Origin of the sequence: Psychrobacter sp. P11G5 (assembly GCF_001593305.1) — a bacterium.
GTDB lineage: Bacteria > Pseudomonadota > Gammaproteobacteria > Pseudomonadales > Moraxellaceae > Psychrobacter.
Map to the genome: position 1 here is coordinate 136,650 of NZ_CP012533.1, position 16,077 is coordinate 152,726.

At 40.5% G+C, this 16,077-nt stretch carries 9 protein-coding genes; 8 read left to right on the forward strand and 1 reads right to left on the reverse strand.

The annotated features are described in order from the left end of the window. Positions 1-48: 48 nt before the first annotated feature. The 7 genes from AK825_RS00600 to AK825_RS00630 all read left to right on the forward strand — a co-directional run bounded on the left by AK825_RS00600 (position 49) and on the right by AK825_RS00630 (position 12,941). Positions 49-2,934 (forward strand): 2-oxoglutarate dehydrogenase E1 component, encoded by a 2,886-nt coding sequence (locus tag AK825_RS00600; protein WP_068033762.1) that lies wholly within the window; start codon positions 49-51, stop codon positions 2,932-2,934. A 184-nt stretch (positions 2,935-3,118) separates the two neighbouring features. Beyond that, positions 3,119-4,360: a 2-oxoglutarate dehydrogenase complex dihydrolipoyllysine-residue succinyltransferase gene (gene odhB / locus AK825_RS00605; RefSeq protein ID WP_068033764.1), complete on the forward strand. Its 1,242-nt coding sequence runs from the start codon at positions 3,119-3,121 to the stop codon at positions 4,358-4,360. Between the two features lie 264 nt (positions 4,361-4,624). Continuing rightward, positions 4,625-6,076 (forward strand): dihydrolipoyl dehydrogenase, encoded by a 1,452-nt coding sequence (lpdA, locus tag AK825_RS00610; protein WP_068033766.1) that lies wholly within the window; start codon positions 4,625-4,627, stop codon positions 6,074-6,076. Between the two features lie 193 nt (positions 6,077-6,269). Then, entirely contained in the window at positions 6,270-7,436 is a 1,167-nt protein-coding gene (gene sucC, locus AK825_RS00615; RefSeq protein ID WP_068033767.1) for an ADP-forming succinate--CoA ligase subunit beta, read from the forward strand. Positions 7,437-7,600: 164 nt separating this feature from the next. Next, on the forward strand, positions 7,601-8,476 hold the full coding sequence (gene sucD, locus AK825_RS00620) for a succinate--CoA ligase subunit alpha (protein ID WP_068033769.1): 876 nt from the start codon (positions 7,601-7,603) through the stop codon (positions 8,474-8,476). Positions 8,477-8,688: 212 nt separating this feature from the next. Further along, positions 8,689-11,745, forward strand: coding sequence for a CDP-glycerol glycerophosphotransferase family protein (locus AK825_RS00625; protein ID WP_068033771.1), 3,057 nt, complete (start codon positions 8,689-8,691; stop codon positions 11,743-11,745). Between the two features lie 68 nt (positions 11,746-11,813). Further along, positions 11,814-12,941, forward strand: coding sequence for a stealth family protein (locus AK825_RS00630; RefSeq protein ID WP_068033773.1), 1,128 nt, complete (start codon positions 11,814-11,816; stop codon positions 12,939-12,941). Positions 12,942-12,964: 23 nt separating this feature from the next. Here AK825_RS00630 and AK825_RS00635 read toward each other — a convergent pair whose 3' ends face one another. Further along, entirely contained in the window at positions 12,965-13,852 is an 888-nt protein-coding gene (locus tag AK825_RS00635; RefSeq protein ID WP_158511260.1) for a capsular polysaccharide biosynthesis protein, read from the reverse strand. A gap of 649 nt (positions 13,853-14,501) precedes the next feature. Between AK825_RS00635 and AK825_RS00650 the strand changes: the two genes are divergently transcribed. Continuing rightward, positions 14,502-16,060, forward strand: a protein-coding gene (locus tag AK825_RS00650; RefSeq protein ID WP_149038738.1) for an IS3 family transposase whose coding sequence is annotated in 2 segments (ribosomal slippage) — positions 14,502-14,967 and positions 14,967-16,060 — 1,560 coding nt in all. Because the reading frame shifts where the segments join, the coding sequence is not laid out codon by codon here. Positions 16,061-16,077 lie beyond the last annotated feature (17 nt).

Genomic DNA, 16,077 nt, shown 5'->3' on the forward strand with positions numbered 1-16,077 from the left:
AACAATAAGCACGATTCCATTCATTTATCTATCAAATAGACGATTATTATGAATAGTATAACTAAAGAAGCAGCTGGTGTAGAACATACTGAACTTGCCGCTGACAATGCCCATTATATCGAATCTCTTTATGAGCAGTTTTTAAGCGATCCGAGTAGTGTCGATAACGATTGGCAAGATTATTTTAAACAATACCAGTCTCCTAACGATGCCAAGCACAACGAGATTAAAGATCAGTTCTTACTGCTTGCACGAAATCAAACCGCTAATAAAGGTGGCGCTGCCCCTGATAGCTCAACTACGAGCACATCAGCAGACTGTGCTGACCCTAAACAGATGGGTGTTCAGCAGCTGATTTCAGCGTATCGCCGCCGCGGTCATCGCCGTGCGCAGCTTGATCCTTTAGGTTTGCACCCGCGTGCTGAAGTAGAGGATTTAACCCTCGCTTATCATGGCTTATCAGAAGCTGATCTTGATACTATATATCCTACCAGCGATATTAGTATTAGCAAATCAGAAGCACCATTGCGTGAGATCATTGAAATCATGGAACGCGTCTATTGCCGTTATATTGGCGTAGAGTACATGCATGTTACCACCAGTACTGAAAAACGCTGGATGGAAAAATATCTTGAGACAAACTTAGGTTACATCAAATTCGATAAAGAAAAGCGCCTGTCTATTCTTGAGCGTTTGACTGCTGCTGAAGGTTTAGAGAAATACTTAGCTCGTAAATATACGGGTGTAAAGCGTTTCGGCTTAGAAGGTGGCGAGAGCTTTATCCCTGCTGTCAATGAAATCATTCAACGTGCTGGTAGTTATGGTACTAAAGAGATGGTTATCGGCATGGCACACCGTGGACGTCTTAACTTATTAGTGAACGTTCTAGGCAAAAACCCAGCTGATCTATTCGATGAGTTTGATGGTAAAGTGCAGCCAGAAAAAGGTTCAGGCGACGTAAAATATCATAATGGTTATTCATCCAATGTGATGACACCAGGCGGTGAGGCGCATCTAGCACTGGCTTTTAACCCATCGCATCTTGAAATCGTAGCCCCAGTATTGCAAGGTTCTGTCCGCGCGCGTCAAGTACGTCGTAATGATCAAGCCCGTCATAACAACAAAGATGGCAACTCAGTATTGCCAATCGTTGTTCATGGTGATGCCGCATTCGCAGGTCAGGGCGTCGTGCAAGAGACTTTCCAGATGTCGCAAACGCGTGCTTATACCACGGGTGGCACACTACATATTGTTATCAATAACCAAGTTGGTTTCACTACTAGTCGCCAAGAAGATTTGCGCTCGACAGAGTATTGTACCGATGTGGCAAAAATGGTGCACGCACCTATCTTACACGTGAATGGTGATGATCCTGAGTCAGTAATCTTTGCCGCTCAGCTAGCACTTGATTACCGTCATGAGTTTGACAAAGATATCATTATTGATCTCTTCTGCTATCGCCGTAACGGTCATAATGAAGCCGATGAGCCGTCAGCGACTCAGCCACTGATGTATGCGGTTATCAAGAAGCTACCAACGACTCGTGCTATTTATGCGCAGCAGCTTATTAAAGATGGTGTCATTAGCGACGAAGAAGCTACAAACTATGAAGATGCGTACCGTGAGTCACTAGATCGTGGCGATTATGTGGTGAACTCTTTAGTTAGTGATCCTGATGAAGCGCTATTTGTAGATTGGAAACCTTATCTAGGTCATGATTTGGTTGATGACTGGGATACCAGTGTCGATATAGAAAAGCTAAAACAATATGGTCGCCGTATGGCTGAGATGCCAGAAGGCTACAAACTGCAACGCCAAGTTCAAAAAGTCGTTGACCAACGTTTAGCCATGCAAACTGGTGAAGAGCCTCTTAACTGGGGTGCGGCAGAAACGCTTGCTTATGCATCACTTGTCGATAATGATGAAGTGTTAGTACGTATCACCGGTGAAGATGTGGGTCGCGGTACTTTCTCACATCGTCATAGTGAAATATATAACGTCAATGACGGTAGTATGTATGTGCCACTAGCCCATATTAGTGAAAAACAAGCTCGCTTTGCGACTTACAACTCATTGCTATCAGAGGAAGCAGTATTGGCCTTTGAATATGGCTATGCGACGACCGTTCCAGATGCATTGGTCGTTTGGGAAGCACAGTTTGGTGATTTCGTTAACGGTGCGCAGGTAGTCATTGACCAGTTTATCTCTAGTGGTGAGACTAAATGGCAGCGTGTTTGTGGTTTAACGATGCTATTACCGCATGGCTTTGAAGGTCAAGGTCCTGAGCATTCTTCAGCGCGTCTTGAACGCTTTTTACAGTTATGTGCTGAAGACAATATGCAGGTCATTACGCCAACTACGCCAGCGCAAATATATCACGCGCTCCGTCGTCAAGCGGTACGTCCAATTCGTAAGCCGCTAATCGTCATGTCACCAAAGAGCTTACTACGTCATAAGCTTGCGACTTCACAGCTTGAAGAGCTTGCCAATGGTAAGTTTGAAACGGTATTGCCAGAGATCGATCAGCAAAATGCCGATCAGGTCACACGTCTAGTATTGTGTGGTGGTAAGGTTTATTACGATTTACTTGAGCAGCGTCGTGCTTTAGGGTTAGATCATGTGGCCATTGTGCGTATTGAGCAGCTCTATCCACTTCCAGAAGAACGCTTGATTGCTGAAATAGAAAAATATAGCAATTTAAAAGAAATTGTCTGGACGCAAGAAGAGCCGTTGAACCAAGGCGCTTGGTATTACTTGGCACCGCATATGTTCCGTATCGTCGTACCACATCCGACTAAAGCGAAAGTTATGGAGCCAGTAGCGCGTCCTGCTAGTGCAGCACCAGCAACAGGCTCACCAAAATTGCATGCTCAGCAGCAGCAAGCATTAATCGCTGGTGGTCTTGGCATTAGTGTCGATGAGTTGGCCGAATAAAAGCTATCAGTATAAGATAAATCAATCAGGCGATAGCAGTTAGGACTCATTACGTTATTAGATCATCAATAAGTAAGCTATTTATAAGGGTGTATCATTATCCATGACACACCCTTAAATGAGCACTAACTGTCTATCACGACTTAATAATAAATAGTAATATCCAAATCTAAGGAGTATATCGATGGCTGAAATTAAAGCCCCCGTTTTTCCAGAATCGGTTGCCGATGGCACAATCGTTGAATGGCACGTCACTGAAGGCCAACAAGTTAACCGTGATGACCTTTTAGCAGAAATCGAAACTGATAAAGTAGTACTAGAAGTCGTCGCGCCTGATAATGGCGTTGTGACCAAAATCGTTAAGCAAGTTGACGATACTGTACTATCTGACGAGCTTATCGGTGAGTTCGAAGCCGGTGCTAGCGCTGGTACAGCCCCAGCCGTAGATCCAGACCAACCTGCTGCGCCTGTGCAAGAAAAACAAGCAACTGATGGCGGCGAGCCAGTACAAGCGACTGATAAAAAAGGTGGCGCTGAAGCCGATCATAAAGATCAAAGCCCAGCAGTACGCAAAGCGGCCAAAGAGAGTGGCGTAGATCCTAAAAACGTCGAAGGCAGTGGTCGCGGAGGTCGTGTTACTAAGACTGATATGGCAAGCCCAACGCTAAAAGCTGACAGCTCTATCAAATCTGATAGCGGTCGTCCTGTAGCTGAGTCAACAGGTGAGCGTACTGAAAAACGTGTGCCAATGACTCGTCTACGTAAGCGTGTCGCTGAGCGTCTATTATCAGCGTCGCAAGATACTGCGATGCTAACCACGTTTAATGAAGTCAACATGAAGCCGTTGATGGACTTGCGTACTAAGTATAAAGATAAGTTTGAAAAGCGTCATGGTGTACGTTTAGGCTTTATGTCTTTATTCGTACGTGCAGCTACTGAAGCGCTAAAACGTTTCCCAGCAGTGAACGCCTCATTAGATGGCGATGATATCGTTTATCATGGTTTTTACGATATCGGTGTTGCTGTCTCATCAGATCGTGGCCTAGTTGTTCCTGTATTGCGTGATACTGATCGCATGAGCATGGCGGATGTTGAGAGCAAAATCCGTGAGCTTGGCGGTAAAGCACAAGAAGGCAAATTAGGTTTAGATGAGATGACTGGTGGTACATTCACTATCTCAAACGGTGGTGTATTTGGCTCACTCATGTCAACGCCTATCTTGAACCCACCGCAAACTGCTATCTTAGGTATGCATGCTATTAACGATCGCCCAATGGCAGTCGATGGTAAAGTTGAAATCCTACCGATGATGTATCTTGCGTTATCTTATGATCACCGTATGATCGATGGTAAAGAAGCGGTACAGTTCTTAGTCACTATCAAAGAATTGGTCGAAGACCCATCATTGCTCCTACTAGACTTATAAGCTTCTAAGCTTGTATTGGCAATCGCTGATACAAGCTTTTTGCTTTGGTGCGAAAGATTATAGATGCATTTTTATAAATGCTTTGCAATCTTTAATATCCGGTTTTTAGTAATATGGATAAGCGCTATATGACACACGATGCTGAATTAGTGTATTAACTATCTATTTATCGCATGATGTATGGCTCTTTTTTATTAAATTGTATAATGATTGCACCTATAAACAGAACTAAAATCAAAACCAAAATTAGAAAAGGAACGTACTATGAAAGACAATTATGATTTAGTCGTCATTGGCGGCGGTCCTGGTGGTTACGAAGCAGCTATCCGTGCAGGACAGCTGGGTATGAGCGTTGCTTGTATCGAAAAACGCGTTTATAAAGGCGAGCCTGCTCTTGGCGGTACTTGCTTAAACGTCGGTTGTATCCCATCAAAAGCGCTACTTGACAGCTCGCATCGCTATGAAGCTACTAAGCATGATCTTGATGAGCATGGTATCAGCACAGGCGACGTATCTATCAATATCGAACAAATGATAGAACGTAAAGAAGGCATCGTTAAGCAATTGACTGGCGGTGTTGCAGCATTATTAAAAGGTAACGGCGTTGACTGGCTACAAGGCTGGGGCACGTTAGTGGACGGCAAAGGCAGCGATAAAAAAGTTAAGTTTGTCGCTCTTGAAGACGAAGCGGAAAGTACTATTACTGCTAAGAATGTGATTCTAGCGGCAGGTTCTGTGCCTATTGATATCCCAGTTGCCAAAACTGATGGTGATCGTATCGTTGACTCAACAGGCGCGCTTGATTTCACTGAAGTGCCTAAGCGTTTAGGCGTTATTGGTGCAGGTGTAATCGGTCTTGAGCTTGGTTCTGTCTGGCGTCGTTTGGGTTCAGAAGTTGTCGTATACGAAGCACTACCTGAATTTTTAGCAGCTGCTGATAAAGACATCGCTAAAGAATCGCGTAAGATGTTGAAGAAGCAAGGCCTTGATATCCGTGTTGATACCAAAGTAACCAATGCTGAAGTACAAGGTGACGAAGTTGTAGTTACCAGTGAAAACAAAGGCGAATCAAGCGAGGAGCGCTTTGATAAGCTAATCGTCTGTGTTGGTCGCCGTGCTTATTCTGAAAAACTACTTGGTGAAGACAGCGGTATTACCTTGACTGAACGTGGTCTTATTGACGTGAATGATCAATGTAAAACCAATCTCGATGGCGTATACGCAATCGGTGATTTAGTCCGTGGTCCTATGCTTGCGCATAAAGCAATGGAAGAGGGCATGATGGCTGTTGAGCGTATCCATGGCGAAAAAGCCCAAGTTAATTATGATACCATTATCAATGTTATCTACACGCATCCAGAAATCGCATGGGTTGGTTTGACTGAACAAGAAGCGACTGAAGCGGGTTATGAAGTCAAAACTGGCTCATTTAACCTAGCTGCTAATGGTCGTGCGCTTGCGCAAAGTGAAGCGCAGGGCTCTATCAAAGTCGTTGCTGATGCAAAAACAGATCGTCTATTAGGTATGCATGCTATCTCAGCTGGTGCTGGTGATATCGTTCATCAAGGCATGATTGCGATGGAGTTTGTCTCTAGTATCGAAGACTTACAGCTAATGACTTTTGCGCATCCAACGATTTCAGAAGCCGTACATGAAGCCGCTCTATCTGCAGATGGCCGTGCTATTCACGCCATTCAGCGTAAAAAACGTAAGTAGCTTTTGAAATTAAGATATTCAAAATTAAGATAATCAAAGTTAAGACAATTTAAGTAAATAACAAGTTTAACCGGATGGCGCGACCGCATTCATTATTGAGATAGCGGTCGTGACCATCATAAGTGCTCAGATATATTTTTCTAAGCACTTATTTTCACTTTTTATTAATTGTAAAAAATAAAGGATACAATCAATGAATTTACATGAGTATCAAGCAAAAGAGCTACTAAAAAGCTATGGTTTGCCAATTCAAGAAGGCATCATTGCCTATAGTGGCGAAGAAGCTGCTGCCGCTTTTGACAAGACCCCAACTGATATCGCTGTTATCAAAGCACAAGTACATGCTGGTGGCCGTGGTAAAGCTGGTGGTGTTAAGCTGGTTAAGACTCGCGAAGAAGCTAAGCAAGTCACTGATGAGCTTATCGGAACCAATCTAGTAACGTTCCAAACTGACGCTGATGGTCAACCAGTCAACTTCGTATTGGTTGCAGAAGATATGTATCCAGTACAAACTGAGCTATATCTTGGTGCTGTCGTCGACCGTTCTACGCGCCGCGTAACCTTCATGGCATCGACCGAAGGCGGTGTTGATATCGAAGAAGTGGCTAACGAGACGCCAGAAAAAATCTTTAAAGTAAGCGTAGATCCATTAGTAGGTCTCATGCCTTACCAAGCACGTGATGTCGCATTCAAGTTGGGTCTTGAAGGCAAGCAGATCAATCAGTTCGTAAAAATCATGACTGGTGCTTATCAAGCATTTATCGAAAACGACTTTGCCTTACTTGAAGTCAATCCGTTAGCAGTTCGTGAAAACGGCGAGATCGTTTGTGTTGATGGCAAAATCGGTATCGACTCAAATGCCTTATATCGTTTACCAAAAATCGCAGCACTACAAGACAAAACTCAAGAAAATGAGCGTGAGCTAAAAGCAGCTGAGTTTGACCTAAACTATGTTGCCCTAGAAGGCAATATCGGTTGTATGGTAAACGGTGCCGGTCTTGCAATGGCTACGATGGACATCATCAAATTGTATGGCGGCAAGCCTGCTAACTTCTTGGACGTTGGCGGCGGGGCAACTAAAGATCGCGTTGTTGAAGCGTTCAAAATTATTCTAGAAGATAGCAGTGTTGAAGGCGTTCTAATCAACATCTTTGGCGGTATCGTACGTTGTGACATGATTGCAGAAGCTATTATCGCTGCGGTCAAAGAAGTTGACGTAAAAGTACCTGTTGTTGTACGCCTAGAAGGTAACAACGCTGAATTAGGCTTACAGATCCTAGAAGAGTCTGGTCTAAAACTGACTTCAGCCCAAGGCCTAGCAGACGCTGCTCAAAAAATTGTCGACGCTGTTCAAGCATAATGTATTTAAAGCACAGTTTTTAAATATAGGTGCTTAAATATAGGTACTTAAACATAGTAGTCAAAGCGTAGTAGCAGTTTTAGCTGATGACAAGTCGTTAACATTTAACGATATGTAAGCTAGCAAACTGCTATTACAAGACAACCGAATACAAGGAATAAACAATGAGTGTATTAATTGATAAAGATACCAAAGTATTGGTACAAGGCTTCACTGGTAAAAACGGTACGTTCCACTCTGAACAAGCCATCGAATACGGTACTAAAGTCGTCGGCGGCGTAACGCCAGGTAAAGGCGGTCAAACGCACCTAGGCCTACCAGTATTTAACACCATGCGCGAGGCGATGGAAGCAACTCAAGCTGACGCATCAGTTATCTACGTACCAGCGCCATTCGTACTAGATTCTATCGTTGAAGCAGTAGATGCAGGCGTGAAGCTGATCGTTGTGATCACTGAAGGCGTACCGACTATCGATATGCTAAAAGCTAAGCGTTATATCGAAGAAGCAGACGGCGTCCGTATGGTTGGTCCTAACTGCCCAGGTGTTATCACTCCAGGCCAATGCAAAATCGGTATCATGCCAGGTCATATCCATCTGCCAGGTAAAGTAGGTATCATCTCACGCTCTGGTACGCTAACTTATGAAGCTGTTGCGCAGACGACTAAGCTTGGCTTTGGTCAGTCAACCTGTATCGGTATCGGTGGTGATCCTATTCCTGGTATGAACCAGATTGATGCACTAAAACTGTTCCAAGACGATCCACAAACCGAAGCTATCATCCTAATCGGTGAAATCGGTGGTACTGCTGAAGAAGAAGCAGCTGCTTATATTAAAGAGCACGTGACTAAGCCAGTCGTTGGTTATATCGCTGGTGTCACTGCTCCTGAAGGCAAGCGTATGGGTCATGCCGGCGCTATCATCTCTGGTGGTCAAGGTACTGCTGAAGAGAAATTCAAAGCCTTTGAAGATGCAGGCATCGCGTATACTCGTGACCCAGCTAAAATCGGCGATAAGCTTAAAGAAGTTACTGGTTGGTAGCATATTCGTACAAAAGAATATATATAGTTCTGGTAAAAAACTGTTAAATATCCTTGATATACGTTAGAGACACCCCTACAATGGGGTGTTTTTTTGTACCTAAAAGTTATACTTATAATTGAATTTTACCAGTTAATTGATTATATTCGAATTTAGAAATGACTAAGTGCAAATTTTATTTTTAGTGACTGGTTAGCCTGAGACGATTATTTATGAAATTTCAAAGAATTAAAAACTCTATCATTACTAAGCTACCTATAAGCGATGATGAGAGAAGAGTTCTAGATCGTAGACTAAATAAGTTTGCCAAAGACCCTAAGGGCTTTTTACAGGGTTCATACGATAAGCGCAGTGCACAATTGATAGGTAAGACACCTATTAAATATAGAGGTAGTAATGACTTTACAATAGTATCAGCAGTCTACAATGTAGAAAAGTATTTAGATGATTATTTTAAAAGCTTAGTTAATCAAAGTCTAAGCTTTAAAAATCATATTCAACTCATATTGGTAGATGATGGTTCTACTGATAATTCTGCTGAAATAATTAAGAATTGGCAAAAGAAATATCCTAAAAGTATTAAGTATATCTATAAAGAAAATGGTGGACAAGCATCAGCACGTAATTTAGGTATAAATTATATCGAAACTGAATGGGTAACTTTTATTGATCCTGACGATTTTGTGTCTTTAAACTACTTTCATAAAGTTGACTTATTTATATCTAAAGAAAAGAATGTTAGTCTAATCAGCTGTCCTTTTGTCTTTTACTTCGAGGATTTAAATGTTTTTAAGGATAGTCATCCTTTAAAGTATAGATTCGATAAAAAAGATCGATTGATTCAAATAAATAAACTTAATAGTTACATACAACTCTCAGTAAATAGTGCCTTCTTTAAAACTGATAATATTAGATCTAACAATATTAAATTTAATGAGAAGATAAAACCTAATTTCGAAGATGCAAAGTTTGTTGGTGACTATACCACTCGTATAGAACAGGAAAGTAAAGTTGCATTTATTACAGATACTAGTTATTTTTATCGCAAACGCTCAGATGGTACATCAACTTTAGATGGAGCTTGGACGAAGCCTTCATTATATTCTGATGTATTGTCTGAAGGTTGCTTATCAATGCTAGAAGAAGCATATAATAAATTTGGATATGTTCCCAAACACTTACAAAATACAGTTTTATATCATTTATCTTGGTACTTTAAATATATTGTGAATAAAGATTCTTCTTTAAATATTCTAAGTGATAATGAGAAGCAGGTTTTTTTAAATCTGTTGTTAGAGATATTTTCATATATAGAAACTGAAACAATAATGGATTTTGATCTATCTGGAACATGGTTTTTACAAAGAGTTGCTTGGTTAGGGTTTTTGAAAGGTGAAAAACCATCTTTTCAAACTGTATATATAGAAAATATTGATAAAGAGAAGGAGCAGATTCTTTTTTGTTACTTTACTTATTTTGATGCTTTTGAACATATTAGAATAGGAGGAGAAGATATTATTCCTTCATTTAGCAAGACAAAAAAATATGATTTTTTAGATAAGACTTACGTTAACGAGAGAAGAGTTTGGGTTTCTTATAAAAATAACAATCTTCAAGATAATATTGAGGTAATTATAGACAAAAAACAGTCTGTATTGTCATTACAGGGGAAGAAGTATAGTAACGGTATAACTATCCAAAAGATTTTTGATAGATTTAAAACGAAAAAATATAATAGTGATAACAATATTTGGCTACTTATGGATAGAGATACGCAAGCTGATGATAACGCTGAACACCTCTATCGCTATATTAAAAATAACTACCCAGAAAAAAATATATATTTTGCTTTAACAAAGGAGTCATATGACTGGGAGCGCTTAAAGAAAGATGGTTTTAATTTGCTAGAATTTGGTTCACCTCATTTCGAAGAGGTTCTAAGAAAGTCAGGAAAGCTTATCAGTAGTCATCTCGATAGATATATTAATGATTATTTTGGTGATGCCTTTGAATACAGTAAGAAGTTCGTATTTTTACAGCATGGAGTAACTCAAAATGATTTATCGGCATGGGTTAACTCTAAAAAGAATTTGCAACGTTTTATTACATCAACCAACGACGAATATAGTGCGATTTCAGGTGATAACACACGATATAATTTATCTCGGAAAGAAGTTTTTTTAACTGGATTTCCAAGACATGATCAATTAATCGCTGGTAATCGCTTCGATAGTAATACTATTCTAATTATGCCTACTTGGCGTCAAAGCATCGTTGGAGAAGTTACGGGTGGTAATACTAGAGCTCTTAATCCAGATTTTATAGAAACAGATTATGCCGTGCATTGGCAGAAATTGCTAAATAGTGATGAGCTGAAAGAGCTTACTCAAAAGTTCAATTATAAAGTCGTATTTGCTCCTCATCTTAATATTGAACCTTATTTAGAGGTTTTATCGATCCCAGACTATATCAGGATTTGGAAATCAATAGATGGCAGTATTCAACAATTATTTCAGCATTCTAAATTGATAATTACTGATTACTCGTCCGTACATTTTGAAATGGCTATTTTGAATAAAGCTGTTCTGTATTATCAATTTGATAAAGATAGTTTTTTTGACACTGGTCATGTATTTGCTCCGGGTTACTTTAGTTATGAAGAAGACGGTTTCGGTCCTGTCGTTACTGAAGAATCAAAGCTATTTGCAGAATTAGAACAAGTCTTGAATAATAAGGGAGAGCCATTAGAGCCGTATGCAACAAGAATAAAAAATACCTTTGCCTATCGCGATACTAATAACTGTAAACGTGTATATGAAGCTATTATTGACTTAGATCGTCCTGATACGTCAGAAGTTTCCGTTGATACTATTATGGAGTACGCACAACAAGCAATGACCCATGATGCTTGGGATCTTGCTTTAGAACGTATTGAGAATGCTTTACAGCATCCTGTTATTTCTCCAATCCAGATAGAAGAGATTAAGAAAATAAAAGAGGACGTTATTCAGACTGGCTATCAGGATGAGCCTATTAAACTTGCTAATATTTTATGGCACGAGAAGCGTTTGAGTGAAGCATTAGAACAGCTTAAGCAAGTCGATAGTGCGGAATTAACAGATGAGCTATTGCGTCTACGGGTTAAGTTAGCTATTTTAAATAATGAATTTAAGTTGGCACGAGACTCACAGAAGCTACTTTTAGAGAGTTATAATGAGTCGTGTACTATTCAAGACTGGCAGTTCTATACACAGCTCGCTACAATATAGATCGTAATTTTTACCAAACATAAAAAAGAGCTTATATAAGCTCTTTTTTACATAGGTTGTATAGAGATATGATATCTAAAGTACTAAATAATCATGATACATATAAACGTAAATTTAAAAAGTTTAAGAACAATCCTGGAGTCTTTTTTCGCGATTATTTTAACAAACGTTATCCTGTTACCAATACTGAGCTTGGTATAGATGAAGCTGTTGAAACTGCATTTTTAGAGTATTCCAACATTAATACAGTAGATATGCCTGATGATATGGTTATAGATGTTGTATTTACTTGGGTAGATAATACCGACAAAGCATGGCAGCAGAAGTATGAGCATCACAAAGCCAATAGTAAACGTTCAAACATAGGTCAGTATGCTACGGACAGTGCCCGCTTTGATAACCATAATGAGCTATACTATTCGGTCAAAGCAGTCCAAAAATATTTACCTTGGGTAAGAAATATATATATCATTACCGATAACCAAGTACCAAGTTGGCTAAACAAAGTAAAGGGAGTCACTATCGTCGATCATACTGAGATTATTGAACCTCAGTATCTGCCGACATTTAATTCGCATGTGATTGAAGCTTTTCTTTATCGTATACCTGATTTATCAGAAGACTTCATTTATTTTAACGACGATGTTTTCGTCGCGAAAGAATTACCTAAAGAGCACTTCTTTTCTGCTAATAATATTAGTTCATTATTTGTTTCGACTAAGAATTTATATAACATGCAGCAAAAAGGAATGGAAACACCGACACTTAAAGCGTCTTTAAGAAGTATTGAGCTACTTAAAAGACATTATCCGTATAATATTAAGAATCCGCTTGTTCATACTTATTTCCCTTTAAAAAAATCAGGGTATGAACACGCATGGCAGTTATTTGAAAAAGATATTAGAGCCTTTCTACCTAATAAGTTTCGTGGTCATAACGATCTTAATATGGCCTCTTTTTTAGTGCCTTGGTTGCTGTACTGTGAATCTAAAGCTATCGAGAAGGTTGATATCTGCTACTACTTCAACATACGTTCAAGGCATGCAGTCACACGTTATGAGAAGCTATTAAACTTAAAGAAAAAAAATGCTTCACCGCATTCTTTTTGCGCTAATGACTTTAAGAGTGAGGAGGTGAATAAACTCCCTGATTATCATGAACGCTTAATGACTATGTTAGAGCGTTATTATAAGTAATCATTCTTAAAGAAAAGTAGTAGTTACAGGCAGTTGTGGTAGTTGTTTACAGCATAGAATGCTCTTAGCTTATTAGTCTGTCCCAGATCTGAGATATTCGAACATAATTTTTCATAAAATGGTCTCCCTAACACTGTGACCTTTTTGCCTCTTAATAAAGCCTCAAATCCACCTAACGAAGTAATAGTATAAACATGATCAATTGTCTCTAAAGCATCTACTAAATGAATGGATTGAGTGAGGATAAGACAGTCTAGTTTAGTAAGCGTAATGACGATAGACGGATCATCAAGGGTCATTGGATGTGGTTTCACGATTATTTGCGCCTCAGGATTTTCTTCAATCGCCTTGTTCACAACATCAAGCAGTGTAATTCCAATCCCGCCACCATATTTTAATGAGTCATCATGTGGTACCTGTCCTAATACCAACACTCGCTTGCTATTCTTAACCCTATATATTGGTGCGACATCCACATAGGACTGATGATTATATTTACTCACACGTTTGGATACGTAATAGTCCAGCATTTCTTGTGCCAATGCCTCATCATAGCTACCCTGATCAAAGTCAAAGTTAGTTATTAAATCTGTTAAATCGTTCGGTCGAGTGGTATCGAAGTAGGGCGCTTGACTGTCCATGACAATAGATAATGGCGGAGTGCTGCTATCATCATTAGGACCTGAACGAATAAAGCCATCCTCTAAAAAAAACACATCAAGATTTAGTTCACGTATATAGTCAATGAAATAATCAGGCGCTTTATAACCCCAGATATAAATAACAGGATTGACGCGCTTGATGAATGGTTTAAGTAGTAAACGAAAGTAGCGTTCACTAAAGTGTCTCTGTATTTGTATATGAGATGCTTCGAACACCCAGTCGCCGACAACTTCTTTCCACGGAAGCATACCAACTATCAATGCTAAACGTTTTTTTGGCTGTTGATAATGATGATGATAACCTTTGAGAATTGGACGAATATAATTACAATATTTCATTAATAGATACTGGCTTTTTAGCGTGCGTTTGGATTTTATATTATAATTAATTTTCCACGCTCATTAGAATTTTAGAGGTAACGGACTATAGCAATTAAATATAGATTGACGTCAATTCATACTTTTCCCATCTTAAAACCTTTTTAGTACTAAAGCTACATGTACAATCAGGTTTAGAGGTCAAATAATTATCATGCTCTCGTATAGTGATTTTACCATCTGGTAACTCTAAAACAGCTATTTCTATGTTGTCTATACTCTCGTCATAATTGATTAACTGTTCACGACCATCTTTATAGTCAATAATGAATTTGTGACCATCTATTAATGTATAAATATAGTTCTCATGGAATAAAACTACTTTAATAATATTAGGATAGGTTAGAATATATTTATAGTCATAGTTACTGATTTTATTCGAAAGCAAATTGAAAGATAATAGGCTTCCAGAATGAGTTTTAATAAATTTTTTCGGTATTGGGCTTTGATACTTTCCCCCTATGGCAGGATAGTTGTCACCCCTAAATATTAATCCAAATGGGGGGCACAAGGACCAATCATGCCAAGATATAGTAATGAACGTAAACAAGCCATACTCAGCAAACTGCAACCCCCATTAAACCTAAGCGTGGCTCAAGTATCAAGAGAGGAAGGCATCGGTCTTCAGACCCTGTATAATTGGCGCAATCACGCCAGAGAACAAGGTCAGCCCATGCCGACAAATAAACGTACTCCTGATAACTGGTCAAGCGAGACCAAACTTGCCACCGTCATCGAAACAGGCGGCTTATCCGAGACCGAGCTTAGCGAATACTGCCGTAGTAAAGGTCTCTATGTTGAGCAAATAAAAGCGTGGCGCACTGACGCTCTTAAGGGCTTTAGCAGCAGCAAACAACAGAGCCTTAAAGACAAGCGTCAACAGCAGACAGACCGCAAGCAGATTAAGCAACTCACCCGAGAGCTTGCTCGAAAAGAAAAAGCCTTGGCTGAGACCGCCGCCTTACTGGTGCTCAGAAAAAAGCTGGATGCGTTTTGGGAGACCGAACCCGAGGACGACTAACCTCACTCCCAGAGCGCATCCAATATATAGAATGGATACAAGACGCCACCCAAGCAGGCGCTAGGCTCAACCCTGCCTGTTGTGAGGTTGGCATCAGCGTGCGTACCTATCGGCGCTGGTATAAAGATTCTCAAGTGCAGCAAGATAAGCGTGCTGAAGCTATCCGCCCTGTACCGGCTAACAAGATGAGCGTAGCGGAACAAGCCGCCATTATAGCCGTCTGCAATCAGCCCCGCTTTGCCAGTCTACCGCCCACCCAAATCGTACCCACCTTACTTGATGAAGGCATATATCATGGCTCAGAGTCTACCTTTTACCGACTACTTAAGCAGCATAATCAGCTCAACCATCGAGGTCGTCGCTTAGCCCCTAGCGCATCAAAGGCACCACAAACCTTTACTGCGACCGCTCCAGGTCAGGTGCTGTGCTGGGACATCACTTATTTGCCAAGTCCCGTACGGGGGCAGTTCTATTACCTGTACATGATAGAGGATGTCTATAGCCGTAAGATTGTCGGTCAGGAGGTGTATGATTGTGAGTCAGGAGTATTAGCAGCTCAGCTGCTTGAGCGTACCCTCATCCGTGAAAAGGCGCTACATAGCGGTGTGGTATTACACTCAGACAATGGGGCACCGATGAAGGCGCAAACTATGAGGATGAAGGCCTATGAATTAGGCGTTGTGACGTCATATAGCAGACCGCGTGTGAGTAATGACAACCCCTTTGCAGAGTCTTTGTTTAAGACGTGCAAGTATCGTCCTAGTTGGCCCACCCAAGGCTTTAAAAGCTTAGAGGCGGCTCGTGACTGGGTGCTGAGCTTCACGCGCTGGTACAATAATGAGCACAAACACAGTCAGCTGAACTTTGTGACGCCGAGTCAGCGCCATACGGGTGAGGATAAGGAAATACTGGCAAAACGTAAGCTGACGATGCAGCAAGCTAAAGCTCAAAATCCAATACGTTGGGGCAGTCAAGAGGTGAGAGATTGCGAGCCTGTGGGTCCGACGACATTGAATCCTGCAAAAGAGCCAGAAAAGATGAGATTACAAGCTGCTTAATTGGGCTTGATGGTGAC

Coding starts and splice junctions, on each gene's coding strand:
- odhB (WP_068033764.1), top strand. CDS start 3,119: ATGGCTGAAATTAAAGCCCCCGTTTTTCCAGAATCGGTTGCCGATGGC.
- lpdA (WP_068033766.1), top strand. CDS start 4,625: ATGAAAGACAATTATGATTTAGTCGTCATTGGCGGCGGTCCTGGTGGT.
- AK825_RS00635 (WP_158511260.1), bottom strand. CDS start 13,852: ATGCTTCCGTGGAAAGAAGTTGTCGGCGACTGGGTGTTCGAAGCATCT.
- sucC (WP_068033767.1), top strand. CDS start 6,270: ATGAATTTACATGAGTATCAAGCAAAAGAGCTACTAAAAAGCTATGGT.
- AK825_RS00600 (WP_068033762.1), top strand. CDS start 49: ATGAATAGTATAACTAAAGAAGCAGCTGGTGTAGAACATACTGAACTT.
- AK825_RS00625 (WP_068033771.1), top strand. CDS start 8,689: ATGAAATTTCAAAGAATTAAAAACTCTATCATTACTAAGCTACCTATA.
- AK825_RS00630 (WP_068033773.1), top strand. CDS start 11,814: ATGATATCTAAAGTACTAAATAATCATGATACATATAAACGTAAATTT.
- sucD (WP_068033769.1), top strand. CDS start 7,601: ATGAGTGTATTAATTGATAAAGATACCAAAGTATTGGTACAAGGCTTC.